This window comes from Bacillus sp. R86525 (assembly GCF_042466195.1).
Lineage (GTDB): Bacteria > Bacillota > Bacilli > Bacillales > Bacillaceae_G > Bacillus_A > Bacillus_A nitratireducens.
In genome coordinates this window covers 5,137,501-5,156,970 of record NZ_JAXHPX010000007.1, presented here as the reverse complement: position 1 = coordinate 5,156,970, position 19,470 = coordinate 5,137,501, and the positions used below count along the sequence as shown (strand labels likewise).

General features: G+C 34.4%; 19 protein-coding genes and 2 riboswitches (1 of these 21 only partly in view). Of the genes, 17 read left to right on the top strand and 2 right to left on the bottom strand.

All coding sequences use genetic code 11. The features are described 5' to 3' along the window. Positions 1–18 precede the first annotated feature (18 nt). Entirely contained in the window at positions 19–648 is a 630-nt protein-coding gene (locus SJY24_RS29045; RefSeq protein WP_000372704.1) for a redox-sensing transcriptional repressor Rex, read from the top strand. 29 nt (positions 649–677) lie between these two features. On the opposite strand, the gene SJY24_RS29040 is transcribed toward SJY24_RS29045, so the two are convergent. Next, complete coding sequence (locus SJY24_RS29040; RefSeq protein ID WP_001246201.1) at positions 678–869, bottom strand: YdiK family protein; 192 nt, start codon at positions 867–869, stop codon at positions 678–680. Continuing rightward, a complete protein-coding gene (locus SJY24_RS29035; RefSeq protein WP_377867104.1) occupies positions 866–1,615 on the bottom strand; it encodes a CPBP family intramembrane glutamic endopeptidase in 750 nt (249 codons plus the stop codon). Before SJY24_RS29035 ends, SJY24_RS29040 begins: the two co-directional genes overlap by 4 nt. A gap of 401 nt (positions 1,616–2,016) precedes the next feature. Here SJY24_RS29035 and groES point away from each other — a divergent pair, with 401 nt between their 5' ends. The 16 genes from groES to SJY24_RS28955 form a co-directional block, all read left to right on the top strand. After that, positions 2,017–2,301 (top strand): co-chaperone GroES, encoded by a 285-nt coding sequence (groES, locus tag SJY24_RS29030; RefSeq protein ID WP_000917305.1) that lies wholly within the window; start codon positions 2,017–2,019, stop codon positions 2,299–2,301. A 37-nt stretch (positions 2,302–2,338) separates the two neighbouring features. After that, the gene (groL, locus tag SJY24_RS29025) at positions 2,339–3,973 is read left to right on the top strand and encodes a chaperonin GroEL (protein ID WP_001029987.1); all 1,635 of its coding nucleotides are present in this window, start codon (positions 2,339–2,341) and stop codon (positions 3,971–3,973) included. 139 nt (positions 3,974–4,112) lie between these two features. Next, a riboswitch (purine riboswitch) is annotated at positions 4,113–4,214 on the top strand. Positions 4,215–4,379: 165 nt separating this feature from the next. Then, complete coding sequence (gene guaA, locus SJY24_RS29020) at positions 4,380–5,918, top strand: glutamine-hydrolyzing GMP synthase (protein WP_141535202.1); 1,539 nt, start codon at positions 4,380–4,382, stop codon at positions 5,916–5,918. A gap of 382 nt (positions 5,919–6,300) precedes the next feature. Continuing rightward, the gene (locus tag SJY24_RS29015; protein WP_377867103.1) at positions 6,301–8,325 is read left to right on the top strand and encodes a DEAD/DEAH box helicase; all 2,025 of its coding nucleotides are present in this window, start codon (positions 6,301–6,303) and stop codon (positions 8,323–8,325) included. Between the two features lie 2 nt (positions 8,326–8,327). Continuing rightward, positions 8,328–9,020 (top strand): DUF2290 domain-containing protein, encoded by a 693-nt coding sequence (locus SJY24_RS29010; protein WP_377867102.1) that lies wholly within the window; start codon positions 8,328–8,330, stop codon positions 9,018–9,020. Between the two features lie 315 nt (positions 9,021–9,335). Continuing rightward, positions 9,336–9,875: a hypothetical protein gene (locus SJY24_RS29005; protein WP_377867101.1), complete on the top strand. Its 540-nt coding sequence runs from the start codon at positions 9,336–9,338 to the stop codon at positions 9,873–9,875. 238 nt (positions 9,876–10,113) lie between these two features. Next, the gene (locus tag SJY24_RS29000; RefSeq protein ID WP_377867100.1) at positions 10,114–11,019 is read left to right on the top strand and encodes a hypothetical protein; all 906 of its coding nucleotides are present in this window, start codon (positions 10,114–10,116) and stop codon (positions 11,017–11,019) included. Continuing rightward, positions 11,000–12,400: an FtsK/SpoIIIE domain-containing protein gene (locus SJY24_RS28995; RefSeq protein ID WP_377867099.1), complete on the top strand. Its 1,401-nt coding sequence runs from the start codon at positions 11,000–11,002 to the stop codon at positions 12,398–12,400. Before SJY24_RS29000 ends, SJY24_RS28995 begins: the two co-directional genes overlap by 20 nt. A gap of 287 nt (positions 12,401–12,687) precedes the next feature. Next, complete coding sequence (locus tag SJY24_RS28990; RefSeq protein WP_000517195.1) at positions 12,688–13,191, top strand: hypothetical protein; 504 nt, start codon at positions 12,688–12,690, stop codon at positions 13,189–13,191. Next, positions 13,172–14,200: a replication initiation factor domain-containing protein gene (locus SJY24_RS28985; RefSeq protein WP_000078899.1), complete on the top strand. Its 1,029-nt coding sequence runs from the start codon at positions 13,172–13,174 to the stop codon at positions 14,198–14,200. Before SJY24_RS28990 ends, SJY24_RS28985 begins: the two co-directional genes overlap by 20 nt. Positions 14,201–14,220: 20 nt before the next feature. Beyond that, positions 14,221–14,427 carry a DUF3173 domain-containing protein gene (locus SJY24_RS28980; protein WP_000537369.1) on the top strand — a complete coding sequence of 69 codons (207 nt, stop codon included), beginning with the start codon at positions 14,221–14,223 and terminating at the stop codon, positions 14,425–14,427. Beyond that, a complete protein-coding gene (locus tag SJY24_RS28975; RefSeq protein ID WP_377867098.1) occupies positions 14,424–15,668 on the top strand; it encodes a tyrosine-type recombinase/integrase in 1,245 nt (414 codons plus the stop codon). The genes SJY24_RS28980 and SJY24_RS28975 overlap by 4 nt, the downstream gene beginning before the upstream one ends. Then, positions 15,669–16,475, top strand: coding sequence for a metallophosphoesterase (locus tag SJY24_RS28970; protein WP_377867096.1), 807 nt, complete (start codon positions 15,669–15,671; stop codon positions 16,473–16,475). Continuing rightward, entirely contained in the window at positions 16,462–16,854 is a 393-nt protein-coding gene (locus SJY24_RS28965) for a hypothetical protein (protein ID WP_377867095.1), read from the top strand. Before SJY24_RS28970 ends, SJY24_RS28965 begins: the two co-directional genes overlap by 14 nt. Before the next feature lie 258 nt (positions 16,855–17,112). Further along, positions 17,113–17,214: riboswitch (purine riboswitch) on the top strand. Positions 17,215–17,341: 127 nt separating this feature from the next. Beyond that, positions 17,342–18,667, top strand: a complete 1,326-nt coding sequence (locus SJY24_RS28960; RefSeq protein ID WP_000833081.1) for an NCS2 family permease — start codon at positions 17,342–17,344, stop codon at positions 18,665–18,667. Between the two features lie 145 nt (positions 18,668–18,812). After that, positions 18,813–19,470, top strand: partial view of a response regulator transcription factor gene (locus tag SJY24_RS28955; RefSeq protein WP_000929882.1) — the 5' portion only. It continues 44 nt past the right edge of the window; the window shows 658 of its 702 coding nt (coding positions 1–658); its start codon is at positions 18,813–18,815; its stop codon lies off the right edge, out of view.

Sequence of the window (19,470 nt, the reverse complement as noted above, 5' to 3'; positions counted from 1 at the left end):
GAAGAGAGGAGAGGTTATATGGATCAGCAAAAAATTCCACAGGCCACTGCCAAACGATTGCCTCTATACTATCGATTTATCCAAAACTTATCTCTTTCTGGTAAGCAACGTGTTTCATCAGCCGAATTGAGTGAAGCGGTAAAGGTTGATTCCGCAACTATTCGAAGAGATTTTTCATATTTTGGAGCGTTAGGGAAAAAAGGTTATGGATATAACGTAAATTATTTATTATCATTTTTCCGTGAAACACTCGACCAAGATGATATAACACGTGTAGCACTTATTGGAGTAGGTAATTTAGGGACCGCTTTCTTACATTATAATTTCACGAAAAACAATAATACAAAAATTGAAATGGCGTTTGACGTTAGTGAAGAGAAAGTTGGAACAGAAATCGGAGGCATTCCTGTATATCATTTGGATGAACTAGAAGAACGTTTATCAACTGATATACAAGTGGCAATATTAACAGTACCCGCTACAGTAGCACAATCTGTGGCGGATAGATTGGCAGAAACGAACGTGCATGGTATTTTAAATTTCACACCAGCACGCTTAAATGTGTCAGAGAATATAAGAATTCATCATATTGATTTAGCTGTAGAGTTACAAACACTTGTTTACTTTTTGAAGAATTATCCACAATAAAACGCAGAGGAAGTGACCTCTGCGTTTTATTATTGTTTTTTCTTTGTGAATTTAACTAAGATAAGGCGAAGTGCCAAATTAAAATCAATTGTTGCCATAACTGCAAATAGTATTGTCCACATATTCCAGATTGTATCTGTTACGTTCGTAATGGCGAAACGTGTAAAGATACATCCAAGAAGAAAGTACAATGCAGCCATGAACAATGGTGAGTTTCTCATACTAAAAATCCTCCGATAAAGCCTTGCATTTTTTCAGCTTCTTTAATCATTTCTTGAATTTGTTCATTGCTCACTAAAACTTGAGCAATTGCAACTAATGTATTCATTGCAACATGGGCTGCAATAGGGATGATAATACGCTTCGTTTTTACATATAAAAAGGCGAATACGAGCCCCATAGAAGTGTATACCAATAAGTGAGTAAAATCAAAATGAATCGCTGCGAATACAAGTGAACTAATGATAGCAGCAATAAAGAAGTTAAACTTCTTATAAAGTGTACCGAATAAAATTTTTCTAAATACGATCTCTTCCAAAATAGGTCCGATTATAGATATGACGATAAGGAACCAAGGTGTCGTTCTTGCGATCTCCATAAGTCTTTCTGTATTTTCAGAGCCAGGTGTAATCCCTAATAACCGCATTTCGATCATACCGGCAATACTTTGTGAAAATAGTGCTAAGAAAAATCCGATAAAAATCCATCCAACTGTAGCTGGAACAGTAGAGCGCATTTTATCTAAATGCCTGTCACGAATGTCTGTTCTGAGTAACCAAAGTACAACGCATAATGCAATGAAAAAGCTAATGATAGCCCAATGACCAGTTATGAGCTGAATTTTTTCCTCTCTAGTAAATCCCCTATTATCGTATAGTCCAGTTTTCAGGAGAAGCGGTAACCCGGCAATGCCTGATAACTGCATTAAAATGTATGTAACGATAATCCACCAATATTGTTTTTTCAAATGGTTTAACCATCCTTTCTAACGCTAGTGTATGAGATAAGGTAGGATAACATGTAAATATGCTATCTACGATATAAACTTTCATTTGAATTATATTTTTTTGTAAATAAGTATTTGAAAATAAAATAGGAGACAGGAAAAAGTTGTGCATTTAGCGAAAACAACTTAGGGTGTCTTTCATATTGTAACATACAAGAAGTGGGAACAACGATTCATATGGTAAAGGCAGTAGAAGAAGTAATGCTATATAGGAAAGTGTATAAAGTAATTTGCGAAAAAATTATGATTTTTTTACTTGCAAAAGAAATTGAGATTATTTATTATTAGAAGTGTGTTAGCACTCGTGTGACTTGAGTGCTAATAAATAAAATTTACATAACAAAATGAGGAGGTTATTGTTCATGCTAAAGCCATTAGGTGATCGCGTTGTAATTGAACTTGTTCAAGCAGAAGAAAAAACAGCAAGTGGTATTGTATTACCAGACACTGCAAAAGAAAAACCACAAGAGGGTAAAGTTATTGCAGTAGGTACAGGCCGAGTGCTTGAAAATGGTGAGCGTGTTGCTTTAGAGGTAGCAGCAGGTGATCTTATCATCTTCTCAAAATATGCAGGTACTGAAGTGAAATACGAAGGTACAGACTACTTGATTTTACGTGAAAGTGACATTTTAGCAATTATCGGTTAATTATATACATTTTAAAAATCCAAGGGGGTCAATTATTATGGCAAAAGATATTAAATTTAGTGAAGAAGCACGTCGTTCGATGCTTCGCGGTGTCGACACTCTTGCAAACGCAGTAAAAGTAACGCTTGGACCAAAAGGTCGTAACGTTGTACTTGAGAAAAAATTCGGTTCACCACTTATTACAAATGACGGTGTAACAATCGCAAAAGAAATCGAATTAGAAGATGCATTCGAAAACATGGGTGCGAAATTAGTAGCAGAAGTTGCTAGTAAAACAAACGATGTAGCTGGTGACGGAACGACAACTGCAACTGTATTGGCACAAGCTATGATTCGTGAAGGTTTAAAAAACGTAACAGCTGGTGCTAACCCAATGGGTCTTCGTAAAGGTATCGAAAAAGCTGTTACTGCTGCAATTGAAGAATTAAAAGCGATTTCTAAACCAATCGAAGGTAAATCTTCTATCGCACAAGTAGCTGCTATTTCTGCAGCTGACGAAGAAGTAGGTCAATTAATCGCTGAAGCAATGGAGCGCGTTGGTAACGACGGCGTTATTACTTTAGAAGAATCTAAAGGATTCACAACAGAATTAGACGTAGTAGAAGGTATGCAATTTGATCGTGGATATGCATCTCCTTACATGATTACTGATTCTGACAAAATGGAAGCGGTTCTTGATAACCCATACATCTTAATCACTGACAAAAAGATTTCTAACATCCAAGAAATCTTACCAGTATTAGAGCAAGTGGTACAACAAGGTAAACCACTTCTTATCATTGCTGAAGATGTAGAAGGTGAAGCGTTAGCTACATTAGTAGTGAACAAACTTCGTGGTACATTCAATGTAGTAGCTGTTAAAGCTCCTGGATTTGGTGACCGTCGTAAAGCAATGCTAGAAGATATCGCAATCTTAACTGGTGGCGAAGTAATCACTGAAGAATTAGGACGTGACTTAAAATCTGCTACAGTTGAATCTTTAGGACGCGCAGGTAAAATCGTTGTAACGAAAGAAAACACAACTGTAGTTGAAGGTATTGGAAATACACAACAAATCGAAGCTCGTATCGGCCAAATCCGTGCGCAATTAGAAGAAACTACTTCTGAATTCGATCGTGAAAAATTACAAGAGCGTCTTGCTAAATTAGCAGGTGGCGTAGCAGTAATTAAAGTAGGTGCAGCAACTGAAACTGAGTTAAAAGAGCGCAAACTTCGTATTGAAGATGCACTTAACTCAACTCGTGCAGCAGTAGAAGAAGGTATCGTTGCAGGTGGTGGTACTTCACTTATGAACGTATACACAAAAGTAGCTTCTATCGTAGCTGAAGGCGACGAAGCAACAGGTATCAACATCGTACTTCGTGCATTAGAAGAGCCAGTTCGTCAAATCGCAATCAACGCTGGTCTAGAAGGATCTGTAGTTGTAGAGCGTCTAAAAGGCGAAAAAGTAGGCGTTGGTTTCAACGCAGCTACTGGCGAGTGGGTTAACATGCTTGAGTCTGGTATCGTAGATCCAGCTAAAGTAACTCGCTCTGCGCTTCAAAACGCAGCATCTGTTGCAGCTATGTTCTTAACAACTGAGGCTGTAGTTGCTGACAAGCCAGAACCAAATGCACCAGCAATGCCTGACATGGGCGGCATGGGCATGGGCGGTATGGGCGGAATGATGTAATTCCGTTCGCCCCGAAAACATCCATTTCTTTATAGAAGTGGATGTTTTTTTGTGTTTTTGAGAAAAGGAAATTAATTTCTGTAGAATTTTGTCGCTTTCTCTCTTGACCATACTGATACTTCATTGTTAGAATCTAGGAAGATAATATAAAACAATCCTTCATATATCCTCGATGATATGGTTTGAGAGTCTCTACCGGGTTACCGTAAACAACCTGACTATGAAGGCAGTGCGTCTTATATTTATAAAGAGCGGAAGACTATCTTTCTTTATAAAGCCAGACCCCTGCCTTTTCTTTGTTATGAGACTAGAGGCGGAGGACTGGCTTTTTTTATTATATTGGTAATGCTTTTCGCCAAATTGGTGAAAATATTTATATACGAGAACTAACGTTGGGGTGATTATTTTGAAGAAACAGCATGATACAATTATCGTTTTAGATTTTGGGAGTCAGTACAATCAGTTAATAGCACGTCGAATTCGTGAGTTCGGTGTATACAGTGAACTTCATCCACATACAATTACTGCAGAAGAAATTAAGGCAATGAATCCAAAAGGGATTATCTTCTCTGGTGGACCAAATAGCGTATACGGTGAAGGCGCATTACATTGTGATGAAAAAATCTTTGAACTAGGATTACCGATCTTCGGTATTTGTTACGGTATGCAGCTTATGACTCAACACTTTGGTGGTAAAGTAGAACGTGCAAACCACCGTGAGTACGGAAAAGCTGTTCTTAAAGTAGAGAACGAATCAAAATTATATGCGAACCTTCCAGAAGAGCAAGTTGTATGGATGAGTCATGGTGACTTAGTAACTGGTTTACCTGAAGGATTCGTAGTAGATGCAACAAGTGAGTCTTGTCCAATTGCTGGTATGAGCAATGAAGACAAAAACTTATACGGTGTACAATTCCACCCAGAAGTACGTCACTCTGAGCACGGTAACGATTTAATTAAAAACTTCGTATTCGGCGTATGTGGTTGTTCTGAAGGATGGAACATGGAGAACTTTATCGAAGTAGAATTAGAGAAAATCCGTGAAACTGTTGGAGACAAAAAAGTACTATGCGCACTTAGTGGCGGTGTAGATTCTTCTGTTGTAGCAGTATTAATCCATAAAGCAATCGGCGATCAGTTAACATGTATTTTCGTTGACCACGGTTTACTTCGTAAAGATGAAGCAGAAGGTGTTATGAAAACATTTAGCGAAGGCTTCCATATGAACGTTATTAAAGTGGATGCAAAAGAGCGCTTCATGAACAAGTTAAAAGGTGTAGAAGATCCAGAGCAAAAACGTAAAATCATCGGTAATGAATTCATTTACGTATTTGATGATGAAGCTTCTAAATTACAAGGAATGGATTTCCTTGCGCAAGGTACACTTTACACAGATATCGTTGAAAGTGGTACAGCAACTGCACAAACAATTAAATCTCACCATAACGTTGGTGGACTTCCAGAAGACATGCAATTCAAATTAATTGAGCCTTTAAACACTTTATTTAAAGATGAAGTACGTGTATTAGGATCAGAATTAGGAATTCCTGATGAAATCGTATGGCGTCAACCGTTCCCAGGTCCAGGACTTGGTATTCGTGTATTAGGTGAAATCACAGAAGAGAAATTAGAAATCGTTCGTGAATCTGATGCGATTTTACGTGAAGAAATTATAAAAGCAGGATTAGACCGCGAAGTTTGGCAATACTTCACTGCGCTTCCTGGTATGCGTAGTGTAGGTGTTATGGGTGACGAGCGTACTTACGATTACACAGTAGGTATCCGCGCAGTAACATCTATCGATGGTATGACAGCTGACTGGGCACGTATCCCTTGGGACGTATTAGAGAAAATCTCTGTACGTATCGTAAACGAAGTAAAACACGTTAACCGTATCGTGTATGATATAACGAGTAAGCCACCAGCAACTATTGAGTGGGAATAAAATGATTAAATAAATTGATTGGTGGAAGCCTATTTTTAAGTGTTTTCTACATTAATTAAACTGTAAAAAAGGTTTGAAAATAAATAGTTCACCACCAAAAGCCCCCCCAATTTCTTGGGAGGGCTTTTTATTTTAAGGCTCTGTTAAAAAAGATTGTAAATTTTCTTATTCAACTAATGGCAGGTATATTATAATTAATTAAGAAGTTTATCTAACTACAGCATGTTTAACCTGAAGGAAATACTGAATGAATTTCAAAAAAATACTAAGCAGACTTGGATGGTATTTTTCGCTCAGTAGGTGAAAGAGTCAAAAGTTGTGTTATTTAAAAAGGGTATAATAATGAAAAAAATAAAAAACTGCGTTTTTAGAGGTGATCTTAATGGATTTAAATGAAAATTCCCAAAAATTCGGAAGTTTTGATGATTTAGGCAAGACAACTAAAGAAAAAATCGAAATTTTAATGGGGAAAATGGATGGTAGAAAATACACTTATAGTATTTATTATGGTTACCCAATTATTGATGAAAAAAATAAAAAAGATTTTGTTAAAGGGATAATTATAAATGAAAAGGGCGTTATAGTCCTTTATGAAAATCAGGAAGAGATAAATATATATAAGACACGAATTTTTCAATTGATTTCACAGGATTCTTCTTTATTTGGAAGTTTGATGCAAATACCAGACTTTATATTGGAATGTAATTTAAATGATTTAGATGAAACGTTAAGCTACTTTGAAGAAGCTTCAAATAAATTTACTTCAGAGATAATTTTGAAATTAAATAGAGCTATTCAAATGGCATATGGTTTAACTAACGAGGATGAACGAGAATTAAAGAATCCTGAAAGTTTAGGTGCTAAGATTAAAGAAAGAAATACATTCATTGGGATGTATGATGAAAAGCAATTTAATATGATTCATTCTCATGAAGATCAGAATATTCGTGTGCGTGGTTTAGCAGGTAGTGGTAAAACTATATTAATGGTTAAGAAAATGGCTTATCTGCATTATAAAGATCGAGATAGAAAGATAGCATTTGTTTTTTATACAGTTTCTCTTAGACAAACCATATTGAGAATGTTTAAACAGTATTATAAAGATTACGACAGATATGGTGAACCAGATTTTAGTAAAATTGATATTTTCCATAGTTGGGGTGGAGCATATAAAAAAGGATTCTATTCTGAAATAGCCCAATATTCTAATCGATCAACTTTATCTCTAGGAGATGCCAATGGAAAAAAAGCCTTTAAGGAAGATCCATTTGAATTTGTGTGTAGAGATATTGTTGAAAATGTGAGCGATCAAAATTTAGGTTTATATGACTATGTGTTTATAGATGAAGCACAAGATTTTAAAATCAATTTCTTTAAGATGGCAAGAAAAAGTTTAAAAAAAGATGGTAAGTTAATCTATGCATATGATGAATTACAATCGTTAAATGAAGACAATTCTATTCCATCAAAGTCTGAAATATTTGGTAATGACGAGTGCATAGATATTAATTTGAAAACTAGTTATAGAGCGCCTGTTCAAATTCTTACTGTAGCACATGCATTGGGGTTAGGTATGCATCGGAAAGCCAACGATAAAGAATTATCCTTTGTAAATATGATTAAGGATAAATCAGTTTGGACTGACGTTGGTTATTATGTCGTAAATGGTAAATTAGAATATGGAGAATATGTTGAACTTGAACGTAACGAAGAAAAAGTTCAAGATGATCAAATTGTAAATACTGAAGTATGTAAAACTGCAACGGAACAATATCAAAGGTTATCTGAAAAAATAATACATCTAATTAAACACGAAGATGTATTACCAGAAGATATATTGATAATTGATTTAGAAACTAGACAAGTTAATGACAATCATGCAACTTTTAGGACTGTTTTTAATAATTTAGCTCGGAGTGAGAATTTTGTTAAGAATGATAAGATTGCAGCGTCGATAAATTTGATAAATAAAGATAACCCTAATGTCATTAAAATTAAAGATGCGATACCTTACACTACAATTTTTAGGGCTAAAGGTAATGAAGCAAATATTGTATTTATTGTTAATACTGACTCTTTGCAAATGATTCAAAGTGTTACTAGGAATAAAATTTTCACGGCTATGACGAGAGCTAGGTATGCAGTATGGCTGATGGGGACAGAAGATATAAATGCGTATAGGGAAGAAATTAAAATTGTTGAAAATGATAATTATATACTAAAATTTAATTACCCATCTGAACAGGAGTTAGAAGAGATTAAAACATACGGAGAAATAGACAGTAAAAACCAAGTGAAATTAGAGAATGCTGAAAAGTCTTTTGAAGAACTTATGAATTCCAATCCAGATTTAGCAAAATATTTATTTAAACAAATGCAGTCAAAACTTGATGATTTAGGTGAATAATGGTGGCTAAGACTAAAGAATTAGTTATTAATTCAGAAAAAGAGTTGGTTATAAATCAGCTGACCAGTTTGTACTTGGTTCAAGAAAACATACCTACTATAAACAACATTGGAATTCATGAAATCAAAGAAAATTCTGTAGGAAGAAGAACACCTAAATTTACCATTAGAACCTATGTTGAAGTCTATAGAGATATGCTTTTAAATGAGAAATATAATTTGCTACTAAATGACGATTCTATAATTGATTTTCATTACGAATTCGATAATGAAGGAAATATAGTAGGGCATAGTTTATCATTCATTCCAGGGCTAGATGCAGAAATAAGTTTAAGAGATGATACTTATAATATTGAAGATCAATTCATGGTTTCAATAACAGCTGCAAACTATATAAGGATTGATTATGATTTGAAAGGTAAAAAGAACATTGTACACACGGATGTTCATATGCACTATGGTATATTTGAAAGAGGAGAAAAAGGCGAGGGTGTGCTTTCAGAGCTTAGAATACCAATAGAAGGCGTTTTATTTCCTTATGAGTTTATATATATTATTCTTAAATATGTATATGAAGTAAAAGATGATTACCTTCAATTCTTGCTAGATTTTAAGTACAGTAGAAAACATTGCCTTGAAGAATGTGAATTTAATAAGCTGGTACTTTCTTTTGATAGAAACTCCTATCGCTATTAAATTCTTTTCTAATGAAATGTTATTCGATAAAACAGATGAAAAGTCCTAATTCAACTAATGTAAGCATTAGTTGAATTAAAATAAAAATAAAGAATAATTATATTTGAAAATGCCTATTTTACAGAGTTTATTTTGATGATAAATCTGTAAAATAGGCTTATTTTTATATAGTTCCCCACCATAGTTTTAGAATTCTGAGTTTATTTATAGCTATCAGAGAAAAATTGACAATAAAAAATAGCAAGCCTATGATAAAATTGGAGAAAATAAGTTGACGATTATTATAATGAATTTCAATTGAAAGGAGGAAAAATAATGAATTATCAAGTAAGAATATCAATTGAAACAGCGAAATTAATTGAAGAGTTAAAACATATGTATGAAGACCGAACTGGAATCAGCATGACGAAAGGGAACGTGCTTATGCAGGCATTCAATGATTCGGAATGGGTTAATGATTGGAAAGGAATATTTGATTCTAAGATTAAGTTGCTAAATGATTATGAAATTAAGGAAGGTGCATTAAGGCCTAAACTTCAAGTTAGTAATGAAGTGGAACTGGGAATCCAAACACTGAAAAAAGAACTGCCAAAGGTACTTGGAGTTAGAAGTGTTACAATTGGGGTTTGTATTCGTCTTATACTTAAAGCTGCTTTTATGAAAAACATTGAAGATGTGAAAGGGCGTAGTAATAAAAATAAAGGGCAAAGAATTGATATTCAAGCATTAAAAAATATTATTAATAAGTATAAAGAAAAAATAGAATTGGAATATGATGAAGAATTTAGTAATACGGTTATTAAGTTATTAAGTGATATTGAAACTGAAGTTGATAAGAGTTGTGAGATTCAATAAAAAGAGATGTTTATTAATGTTTAGTACTGCTATAAATTAGCAGTATTTTTTTATAACAAAAATAAAAGGAGAATTTAAGGAGAAAAAATATTGACGGTAAATTGACGCAGGTGTATTATATTAACTGAAAGGAGAAAAAAAGGAGAATTAAGAATTTGGATATTAAGAAGGAAGAACATGATTTAGTTACACTCCTTCTGTATCTTAGATAATAAAAAACAAAAGGATTGTGAAAAATATGGGAAAAAATTTTACGGAAAATTGTATTGGACTTTATGATAACGGCTCATTAATCGGAAATAACCCTTTGGAAACGTTTATTAACTATAAACTCCTAAATTGTTCTAATTTGGAGTTTGATTGTGACTCTTCTTCTGTTGTTAAGGAAAATCTAGAATTTCTTTTTGGAGAAGGAGAAACCACTTATACTGATACTTTAATTTCTCCACAAAGTTTTTTTACCACATATTTGAGATATTATCATGAAGATATTTTAATTAAAAAATCAAAAAAACTGATTGTACCAAATATCCCAGCAGTAAAAAATGAAATGATTGCTGAAGGGATCGCGAATAATAGTAATAAAATCTCAAATTCAGCTATATGGAGCTTTTATATTAAAAAGCAAGATGTTGAAGTTCATGAATCAATGCTAGAATTTTTAGATTCAGTATATTATCTATCAAATTTTTCTCCAGTGTGTAGAGGTTTTAATCTAGGGAGGGCCGTAAAGACTGCCGATAATTTTTTCGTAGCTCTTGATAAAATTTTCTTATATTTTCAGAGTGAAAATAATGGAGCTTCCAATCTTGAGCTTAAAGAAATTTTGAGTAGATTTCTAGGTGAAAGTAGATTTTTTGGGAAAGTTTATTTAACAGAAGAAGAAGTCATTGCTTCGGTCATGAACTGGTTAAATTCTTTTGGAAGCTATAAAGAATTCATTGAAAAATATTGTTTCCAAAGTTTTTTGGAAGACCCTTATGATTCTAGTTCAAAACCTAAAGAATTATGGACTGGACTCTTTGATGGCACAAAACTTCAACCTTCTAAAGAGGAATTTATTTCATGTATTGAATTTATGACGAATGCGATTAAAGAACGGGGTGTTAGAATGTGTGAAATTCATGGAGAATGCACTTACTAACATGTTCAATAAAAGAAACAGTGAGTGGCACAATGTTGTATATCCACAAAGGAAAAATAGATTATTAAAATATTTCCTTGTAATATTCATTCTTATGTTGACGATATTCTTTGTGAAGATTTCAAACGCTATTCCGCCACTAATAATTAATATTCCTGTGATTTATAGCTCTATGAGTTTCAATGGTTTCGTTGATTCGCTAATAACAGTTTTTTGGGCGGTATCTATTTATAAAATTATTAGATTCTATTTTAACTTTGTTAAGGGCCATAAGTCATGGATTGCTAACAATCTAGCTTATATGATAGACACGCTGAAATTATATGATGAAGATTACTTTGAGACTATTAGAGAAGATAAGGTCGTCAGGGAAAAGCGTATTGTAAGGGTTATTCGTATTTATTACAAAGAAGCGGAAAAATATATTTATGTGCGGATAAGGAGAGATGGTGACCGATTTACAAAAGAAGCCACTAATCTTGGCGAAAACCTTGAAGCTACTTTAGGAATGGAATTAGAAACAACAAACATAACTGTTAATTATGTTGACTATACTTTCTTAAAATACAAAGACGAACGCATTAACCTAACTTCAACAATAAGTAAATCAAATGGTTCAGATGAAATTAGAATTACTGGAAATATATCTTACCAACTCAACAAGGTCGTCCACTCCCTTATCGTCGGGGGAACTGGATCTGGAAAGTCGTTCTTCATTTTGGGGAAAATAATTTCTTACTTGAACTTATCTCCTCAAGCAGATTTGAGAATTATTGACCCAAAAAAAGCAGATTTAAGCCTATTGCGTTTCGTTACGGGGTTTGAAGGGAAAGTTGCTACAGAAGCCAATCAAATATGTAAAATGCTCAGAGAAGTCGTTGAATTGATGGAGCAAAGATATTCCGACTATTTCAATGATATATCCGCCTTTGGTAAGACATACAAGGACTTTGATTTACCTGTAGTTATAGTTGTCTTTGATGAATTTTCAGCCTTTATGCATTCAGTAGATAAGAAAATTGCTAAAGAGGCATTAGATTACGTTTTTACTCTAGTAATGAAAGGCAGACAAGCAGGCGTCATGATAGAGATACTTATGCAACGTCCTTCAGCAGATGACCTGCCTACGAATATAAGAGCACAGATGGGGTTTAAAGCAGGTTTAGGTGCTATGGACTCAATTGGCTATAACATGATATTTGATACCAATAACGTTGAGTATAAGACGGTTACAGAGAAAGGTGGAGGGTATATTCAACTGGATGGCGTTCACGCTGCTCCAGTCTATTTTGAAACTCCATATATAGACAAAGACTTTGACTTCATAGCAGAAATAGAAAAATTGATGGGAAATCAACAAATGGCGGATACCTCTAAATAAAGTGATTTCATCAATCTAAAAAATTAAGCGTAACTTTTTGCGAGTGTTTCGGTGGCGAAGTTAGTCGCCAAACGGAGTGGCAAGAAATGCTCGTGAAAAGTTATGCCTTGTTGGGTGTTCTTTGCCCAACACTTATAAATAACCAAAATTAGCGAAGCAACCCGTTATGTAACACGGGTGTAATACCCTCAATGGAAATGATTCAATCGGTTGGGGCCCTAGGTTTGGAAGGTTACTCAAAATCCCGAGAGTTCGGGATTAAAAAATGATAAAAAGGGGTTGGAAACATGGGGAAATTAATTTTAAAATCGTCAAGATTACATTCTTTAAATGACTCGGAAAATGTTGAATTAGGTGATTTTCATTTTGACATTAAACAATTTAAAGTTCCTACAGCAATGTTGGTGCAAAAGGATGGCTTTGCTACTCGAATTGAAAAAGAAAAGAATCTAAATGGTGAGCTAGTTGAAACAGGTAAGTATGCAATAACTTTTAAAGTTTACGATAGACCATTTATTGAGCTTGTATTACAAAATGGTGGTACTGAAATTGGTTCGCCTATTACTGTAGTTATTGAAAAGCAAGATAGTTTACCTATCTTTGATGATTACGAAGATGGTGAATTTATTCCAATTTCTTTTACAGGGCTTAAAGTAAAACCTAAAAAGGTGCAAAAGAAAACATTTGTCGGACAAGGTAAGCCAATGATTGATACATGGCAGTATTCAGAACTCAAAATTGAAGCTGATAGTTACACTATTGGTGAAGTACATGAGTCAAAAGCGAAGTAATCAGTGCTTAATTGATTACCTTCGTTGCTCGATTCCAAATAGTGAGTTACCGGCAGTCGCTGATGGAATTTTAGGAATCCCAATCTCTGAATTTTCTTCAGAGATTAAGGGGTCTCCATATCCTACTTACGATATGTGCATTAGCTTTGCGAATATAAAGCTTCATTCCTCACGAAGTCACAGTAGTGTTCTTATAGATATGCCTGGACAAGCGTGTAGACAATATGAAGAACACATGTCGAGGATTGATGGTTGGCATTGGTACAAATTTGTATCAGTTATTTTAGAAATACAAGGTAAAGTATCAAGGATAGATTTGGCTTTAGATATTTTTGATGATGCTACTCCATCTGTAAAAGTGTTGCAGGATTATGTGAAACGAGGACAGTTAAGTACGAAAAGTCATAAATTTATTGAAATAAATAGTGGTAGGATTCTTGATGGGAAATTGACTGGTTTTACATTGTATATTGGTGCATCTCCGCAAATATTAAGAATCTATGATAAAAAACAAGAAAGAAGAGATAATGCAGGTGAAATTGTAAATGTTGAAAAGTGGGTCAGATGGGAACTAGAGCTGACTGGAAATAAAGCAATGCAAGTTGCTCTTCAAATATCGAATGGGAAACCACTTAATACCATAGTTAAAGGTATTTTATCAGCTCATTATTGTTTCAAGACACAACCTAAGGGTGCTAGTGACTTACATAATAAAAATAGACTTCCTACAATGAGATGGTGGCAAAAACTTGTAGATGGTATTGAGGAAATTCCCTTAAAAGTAGAGCGTGAAAAGCTCACTTTAAAGAAAAAGAAAAATTGGGTTGAAAATGCTACGGTAAAATCAATCAGTATGCTCTATGAGTCATTTAGGCGCGTATATGGTGAAAAATATGCTGATCTTTATTTGAAAGAGTTAATCCATATGGGGAAAGAAAAAATCACTGAGTCCGACCAAACATTAATTGAGCAACGTATTTTAGAACTTATGAGTGAGGATGAATATTAGCGTGGAAAGGGGTTGTTGTGATGGGTACAACAATATGTAAAGATGATTTAATTAAACTAGGATATAAGAAATATCAAGCTGTTTCACTAATTAGGCAAGCAAAAGCAATCATGGTGCAAAAAGGTTGTCCGTATTATAACAACAAAAGGCTGGGGAGAGTACCGAGGGATGTGGTTGAATCCATTTTAGGGGTTTCTCTTATAACAGAAATGAGTAATTCCCAATGACGCAGCAAACAACGAAATACCCTGGTGTATATGTTGATGATAAAGGAAATTTCTTTTATCAATCAGAATTTGGCATTGATCGGATTACAGGAAAACGAATACGAAAAAAAGGAAGAAAAGACGTTAATGGAAAGCCCTTTTCTTCCGCGTTCGAGGCTAACAAAGAGTTAACTCGATTAAAAAGAGAATATCATAAAGTCAATAGTTACGCTAACTATAAAATGACTTACGAGCAATTTATGAATACTGTATATATAGCGTATTATCAAACAGAAGTTGAAGAAAGTACCTTTTCTATTAAGCAAAGAATATTGGAAAAGATAAGAGATAGGTTTGCTTCAATTCCTCTCCGTTCTATTTCAGTTGAGGACGTACAAAATTTTCGTACATGGTTATTAACAAGTCAAGAAAATGGAGGAGCTGGGTATTCTCAATCCTATGCGAGTTTAGTTTTTGGAACATTTCGTAAAAGTTTAGATAAAGCTGTTGAAATGCAATACTTAGAATACAATATTTCAAAAAAGGTTAGGGCAATCAACAAAGGAAAAGCTATTGTACCCTATTGGACAAAACAAGAATTTGAAAAAGTGATAAATCAAATTTATATTGGTGATTTTTATGAACACTTAAATTTCGTTATGTTATGGGTTTATTATATGACAGGGATTCGTGTGAATGAAGGAACAGCTTTATATTGGAATGACATTGATTTAACAAAGAAACGTATACGGATTCATCATATGCTTATTATGAAAAACAGAATGGATTGGAAACGGAATTCATATACGAAAACAGAAGATGGAAAGAGAATAGTAGCACTGGATGATGACACTGTCAAAATTTTAAATGACTGGAAAAGTAGGCAAACAGAGATCGGCTTAGGTAAGGAAAGAGATTTTGTGTTTAGTTATGATGGCTTGCCGATGATTAAATCAACGATATCACGAATTATTGAGCGATATTCTAAGTTTGCAGAAGTGAAAAAGATACAAGCAAAGGGATTACGTCATTCTCATGCTTCATATCTTATTAATGAATTTAATGTGTCGGTGCTAGTTTTATCTCAACGTATGGGTCATTCAAGTCCCGAGATTACTTTAAAACATTATGCTCATATGTGGAGTGGTGCTGATATGGCAATTGCTGAGGAGATGTCAGGGAATATAAAAATAGAGACTGCCGAATATACGAAGATAATTTTCAATGGAAATCAAGTTATAAAAAAAAGAAGGGATAAATAAATGGCTACGATATATGCAATTAGCGATATTCATGGTTATTACAATGAAATGATTGATTCGTTGAAAAATGTTGATTTAAAGAATAAAGAAAATAAAATTATCTTCCTAGGTGATTACGTGGATGGAGGGAATGATTCATGTAGGGTTTTATATTACATAAAAGAATTACATGAAAATCATGTGGATCAAGTTATTGTTTTGGTAGGAAATCATGATGAAGTATTCCTTCATTGGTTATATTCCCAAGAGGATGATTTTAAATTGTTATTTCAAGAGCCAGATATACGTACATTTAAAAGTTTCCTTACTGTCGAGGAGTATAGAGAGATTTTTGATACTTTTCAGCCTTTAACCTATTCATATGAAAAAGTAAGTGAGGCATTAAAGGAAGCTATTAAGAAGAAACATGGTGATTTGTTGAAATGGTTACTGAATATTTCTAAACAGCTTCGTTATTTTGAAACAGACCAACAAATATTTGTCCATGCTGGTATTTTAGAAGAAGCCGAAGATTTGTGGAAACATGGTACTCCTAAAGAGTATTTCACACAAAAGTACCCAGCTGAGACAGGATATTTTTATAAAGATATTATTGCAGGGCATATTTCAAGTGTGGAGATAGCAAATAAAAAAGAATATCTTGGAAAGGTTTATTGGGATGGAGAAAGTCATTTTTATATTGATGGTACTGTTGAAAAAAGCGGCAATATTCCGGTCTTAAAATATGATACTGAAAAGAAAAGATATTCAACTTTTGAAAAGGATACTATACATGGGGAATGGAGAGAGGTTTATGTTGACGTATAAAACATATTTAGAAGAAAAAGATAGTTTAACTTTTCAAGAAGCTGAAGAAATTTACTCTCAAATATTACAGTCTGCTAATACCAGTGATAGTGATTTTAAGGAGTTTTGGGAAGATATGATTAAATCTGCTATCGTTTATGCGAATACTCGTGCTGAATGGAGTATACAGACGTTAGAAGAGCGTAGAGACATAGATGATTCCCGAACACATCAACACAATACATTTATAATAAATCTAAAAGTAATTGCAAATTATATGAAACAACAAAATTGGAGTTCGGTGTGGTTTGACGAGTTGGGGGCTATTGAAAGTGATAGAAAGAGATTTGGAGATTTTGCTTGTTATTTAGTTTGCATAAATTCGTTGAATGCTCGATAATATGTTTATTCACCACCAATTGCCCCACCAAATAATTAAAAAATAGATGAAATAGCTATATATCAATACTTATCCCAGACCTATTACGATTGAGTGGGAATAGTATTGTAATAAAAAAGATCCATCTATCGTTCATGTATAGATGGATCTTTTTGTTTTTACCTTTAATACGAACGAAAATATAAAAGTTTATAAAAATGTTCGTTTTTAAATTGACAAAACCACCTCTTCGAGTTAATATGAGTATGTAATTCAAACGAAAAGTGAATATTATGCCGTCGTATAATATCGGGGATATGGCCCGAAAGTTTCTACCTAGCTACCGTAAATGGCTTGACTACGAGGCGTTTTGATAAAGATGAGGGGAAACTTGTCTTTATTCATAGAACGCTTCCATGTATATGCAATGGAAGCCTTTTTTATTTTTATAGATAAAAGAGGGCTAGGGGAAATACGGCGAGTAATCATATAACGGGGGAAACGTAAGATGAAACGCTATTTTCAGTTTGATGAACTCGGCACAAATTATAAGACTGAGTTCATAGCAGGTTTAACGACATTTCTATCTATGGCTTACGTACTATTTGTCAATCCTGCTACGCTGTCACTTGGAAATGTTAAAGGATTACCGGCAGGTACAGGAATGGATCCAGGTGCAGTATTCGTTGCTACAGCATTAGCGGCGGCGATTGGTTCGTTAATTATGGGGATATTCGCGAAGTATCCGATTGCTTTAGCGCCAGGTATGGGAATTAACGCGTTCTTTGCTTATACGGCAGTGTTAACGATGGGTATTCCGTGGCAGACAGCAATTGCTGGAACGTTAATGTCAGGTATTATCTTTATTATTCTTACTGCTTCAGGTATTCGTGAAAAAATCATTAATGCAATTCCATCAGAGTTAAAGTTTGCAGTAGCGGCAGGTATCGGATTGTTCATTGCATTCCTTGGATTCCAAAATGCCGGAATTATCGTGAAAAATGATGCTGTTCTTGTTGGGTTGGGGGACTTAACAAAGGGCACAACGTTACTAGCGATCTTCGGAGTTGTTACTACAATCATTTTCATGATTAAAAAAATAAATGGTGCAGTTTTCTACGGTATGATTCTTACGGCGATCTTAGGAGTAGCGACTGGATTAATTGATACACCGAAAGCTGTAGTGGGAGCAATACCGAGTCTAGAACCAACGTTCGGTGTGGCGTTAACTCACTTTGGAGACATTTTCACTGTTGAAATGGGTATTGTTATTATAACGTTCTTCTTTATCGATTTCTTTGATACAGCAGGTACGCTCGTGGCGGTTGCGAATCAAGCGGGATTAATGAAGAACAATAAATTACCACGTGCAGGAAAAGCACTATTTGCAGATGCGATTGCAACTGTAATCGGTGCGATCTTAGGTACATCAACAACAACGTCTTATATTGAATCTTCTGCAGGGGTAGCAGCGGGTGGACGTTCTGGATTTACAGCAGTTGTAACAGCAGGGTTCTTCTTACTGGCACTATTCTTCTCGCCGCTATTAAGTGTTGTGACACCAGCTGTAACAGCGCCAGCATTAATTATTGTAGGAATCTTGATGGTTTCATCTTTAGGAGAAATTGATTGGAAGAAATTCGAGATTGCAGTACCAGCATTCTTTACTATCATTTCAATGCCACTTACGTATAGTATCGCAACAGGAATTGCAATTGGATTTATCTTCTATCCAATTACAATGGTAGTAAGTGGCCGTCGGAAAGAGATTCATCCAGTTATGTATGTTATGGGAGTTTTATTCGTACTATATTTCATCTACGTTCGTAAATAAAAGGGGTTTTTTGAAAGGTCTAGACTTAAGGGGAGTCTAGACCTTTTTTGCGTCTTCAGAAAATCTTAAGGATTTCCGAGCGTTTTTCTTCAGAAGTTTTCCTATAATAGAAGTTAGGGATTAAAAAAGTGATGGAGGAGATATTGTGGCGCACGAAACAATACTTGTCGTAGATGATGAAAAAGAAATTCGAAATTTAATTACAATCTATTTAAAGAATGAAGGATATAAAGTACTGCAAGCGGGAGACGGAGAAGAAGGATTGCGTCTATTAGAAGAAAATGAAGTGCACTTAGTCGTATTAGATATTATGATGCCGAAAATAGATGGTATTCATATGTGTATGAAAGTAAGAGAATCGAAAGAAATGCCAATTATTATGCTTTCGGCAAAAACGCAAGATATGGATAAGATTTTAGGATTAACAACAGGTGCAGATGATTACGTAACGAAACCATTTAATCCGTTAGAGTTAATCGCGAGAATTAAATCTCAGTTACGTCGTTATATGAAGATGAATGGTTTTGCTATTCAAAATGAGGACGAGCTAGAAATTGGAGAGATGAAGATAAACATCTCAACCCATACAGTCATTGTAGATGGAGAAGAAGTGAAACTGACTCCGAGGGAATTTTCAATTTTAGAATTACTAGCTCGTAATCCGGGGATGGTCTTTAGCGCGGAACAAATTTATGAAAAGGTTTGGAACGAAAGATCTTTCCAGTCGGATAACACGGTAATGGTTCATATTCGGAAAGTGCGTGAAAAGATTGAGGAGAATCCAAGGAAGCCAATATATATAA

Coding starts and splice junctions, on each gene's coding strand:
- SJY24_RS29045 (WP_000372704.1), top strand. CDS start 19: ATGGATCAGCAAAAAATTCCACAGGCCACTGCCAAACGATTGCCTCTA.
- SJY24_RS29040 (WP_001246201.1), bottom strand. CDS start 869: ATGAGAAACTCACCATTGTTCATGGCTGCATTGTACTTTCTTCTTGGA.
- groES (WP_000917305.1), top strand. CDS start 2,017: ATGCTAAAGCCATTAGGTGATCGCGTTGTAATTGAACTTGTTCAAGCA.
- groL (WP_001029987.1), top strand. CDS start 2,339: ATGGCAAAAGATATTAAATTTAGTGAAGAAGCACGTCGTTCGATGCTT.
- SJY24_RS29015 (WP_377867103.1), top strand. CDS start 6,301: ATGGATTTAAATGAAAATTCCCAAAAATTCGGAAGTTTTGATGATTTA.
- SJY24_RS29005 (WP_377867101.1), top strand. CDS start 9,336: ATGAATTATCAAGTAAGAATATCAATTGAAACAGCGAAATTAATTGAA.
- SJY24_RS29000 (WP_377867100.1), top strand. CDS start 10,114: ATGGGAAAAAATTTTACGGAAAATTGTATTGGACTTTATGATAACGGC.
- SJY24_RS28995 (WP_377867099.1), top strand. CDS start 11,000: ATGGAGAATGCACTTACTAACATGTTCAATAAAAGAAACAGTGAGTGG.
- SJY24_RS28990 (WP_000517195.1), top strand. CDS start 12,688: ATGGGGAAATTAATTTTAAAATCGTCAAGATTACATTCTTTAAATGAC.
- SJY24_RS28985 (WP_000078899.1), top strand. CDS start 13,172: ATGAGTCAAAAGCGAAGTAATCAGTGCTTAATTGATTACCTTCGTTGC.
- SJY24_RS28980 (WP_000537369.1), top strand. CDS start 14,221: ATGGGTACAACAATATGTAAAGATGATTTAATTAAACTAGGATATAAG.
- SJY24_RS28975 (WP_377867098.1), top strand. CDS start 14,424: ATGACGCAGCAAACAACGAAATACCCTGGTGTATATGTTGATGATAAA.
- SJY24_RS28970 (WP_377867096.1), top strand. CDS start 15,669: ATGGCTACGATATATGCAATTAGCGATATTCATGGTTATTACAATGAA.
- SJY24_RS28965 (WP_377867095.1), top strand. CDS start 16,462: ATGTTGACGTATAAAACATATTTAGAAGAAAAAGATAGTTTAACTTTT.
- SJY24_RS28960 (WP_000833081.1), top strand. CDS start 17,342: ATGAAACGCTATTTTCAGTTTGATGAACTCGGCACAAATTATAAGACT.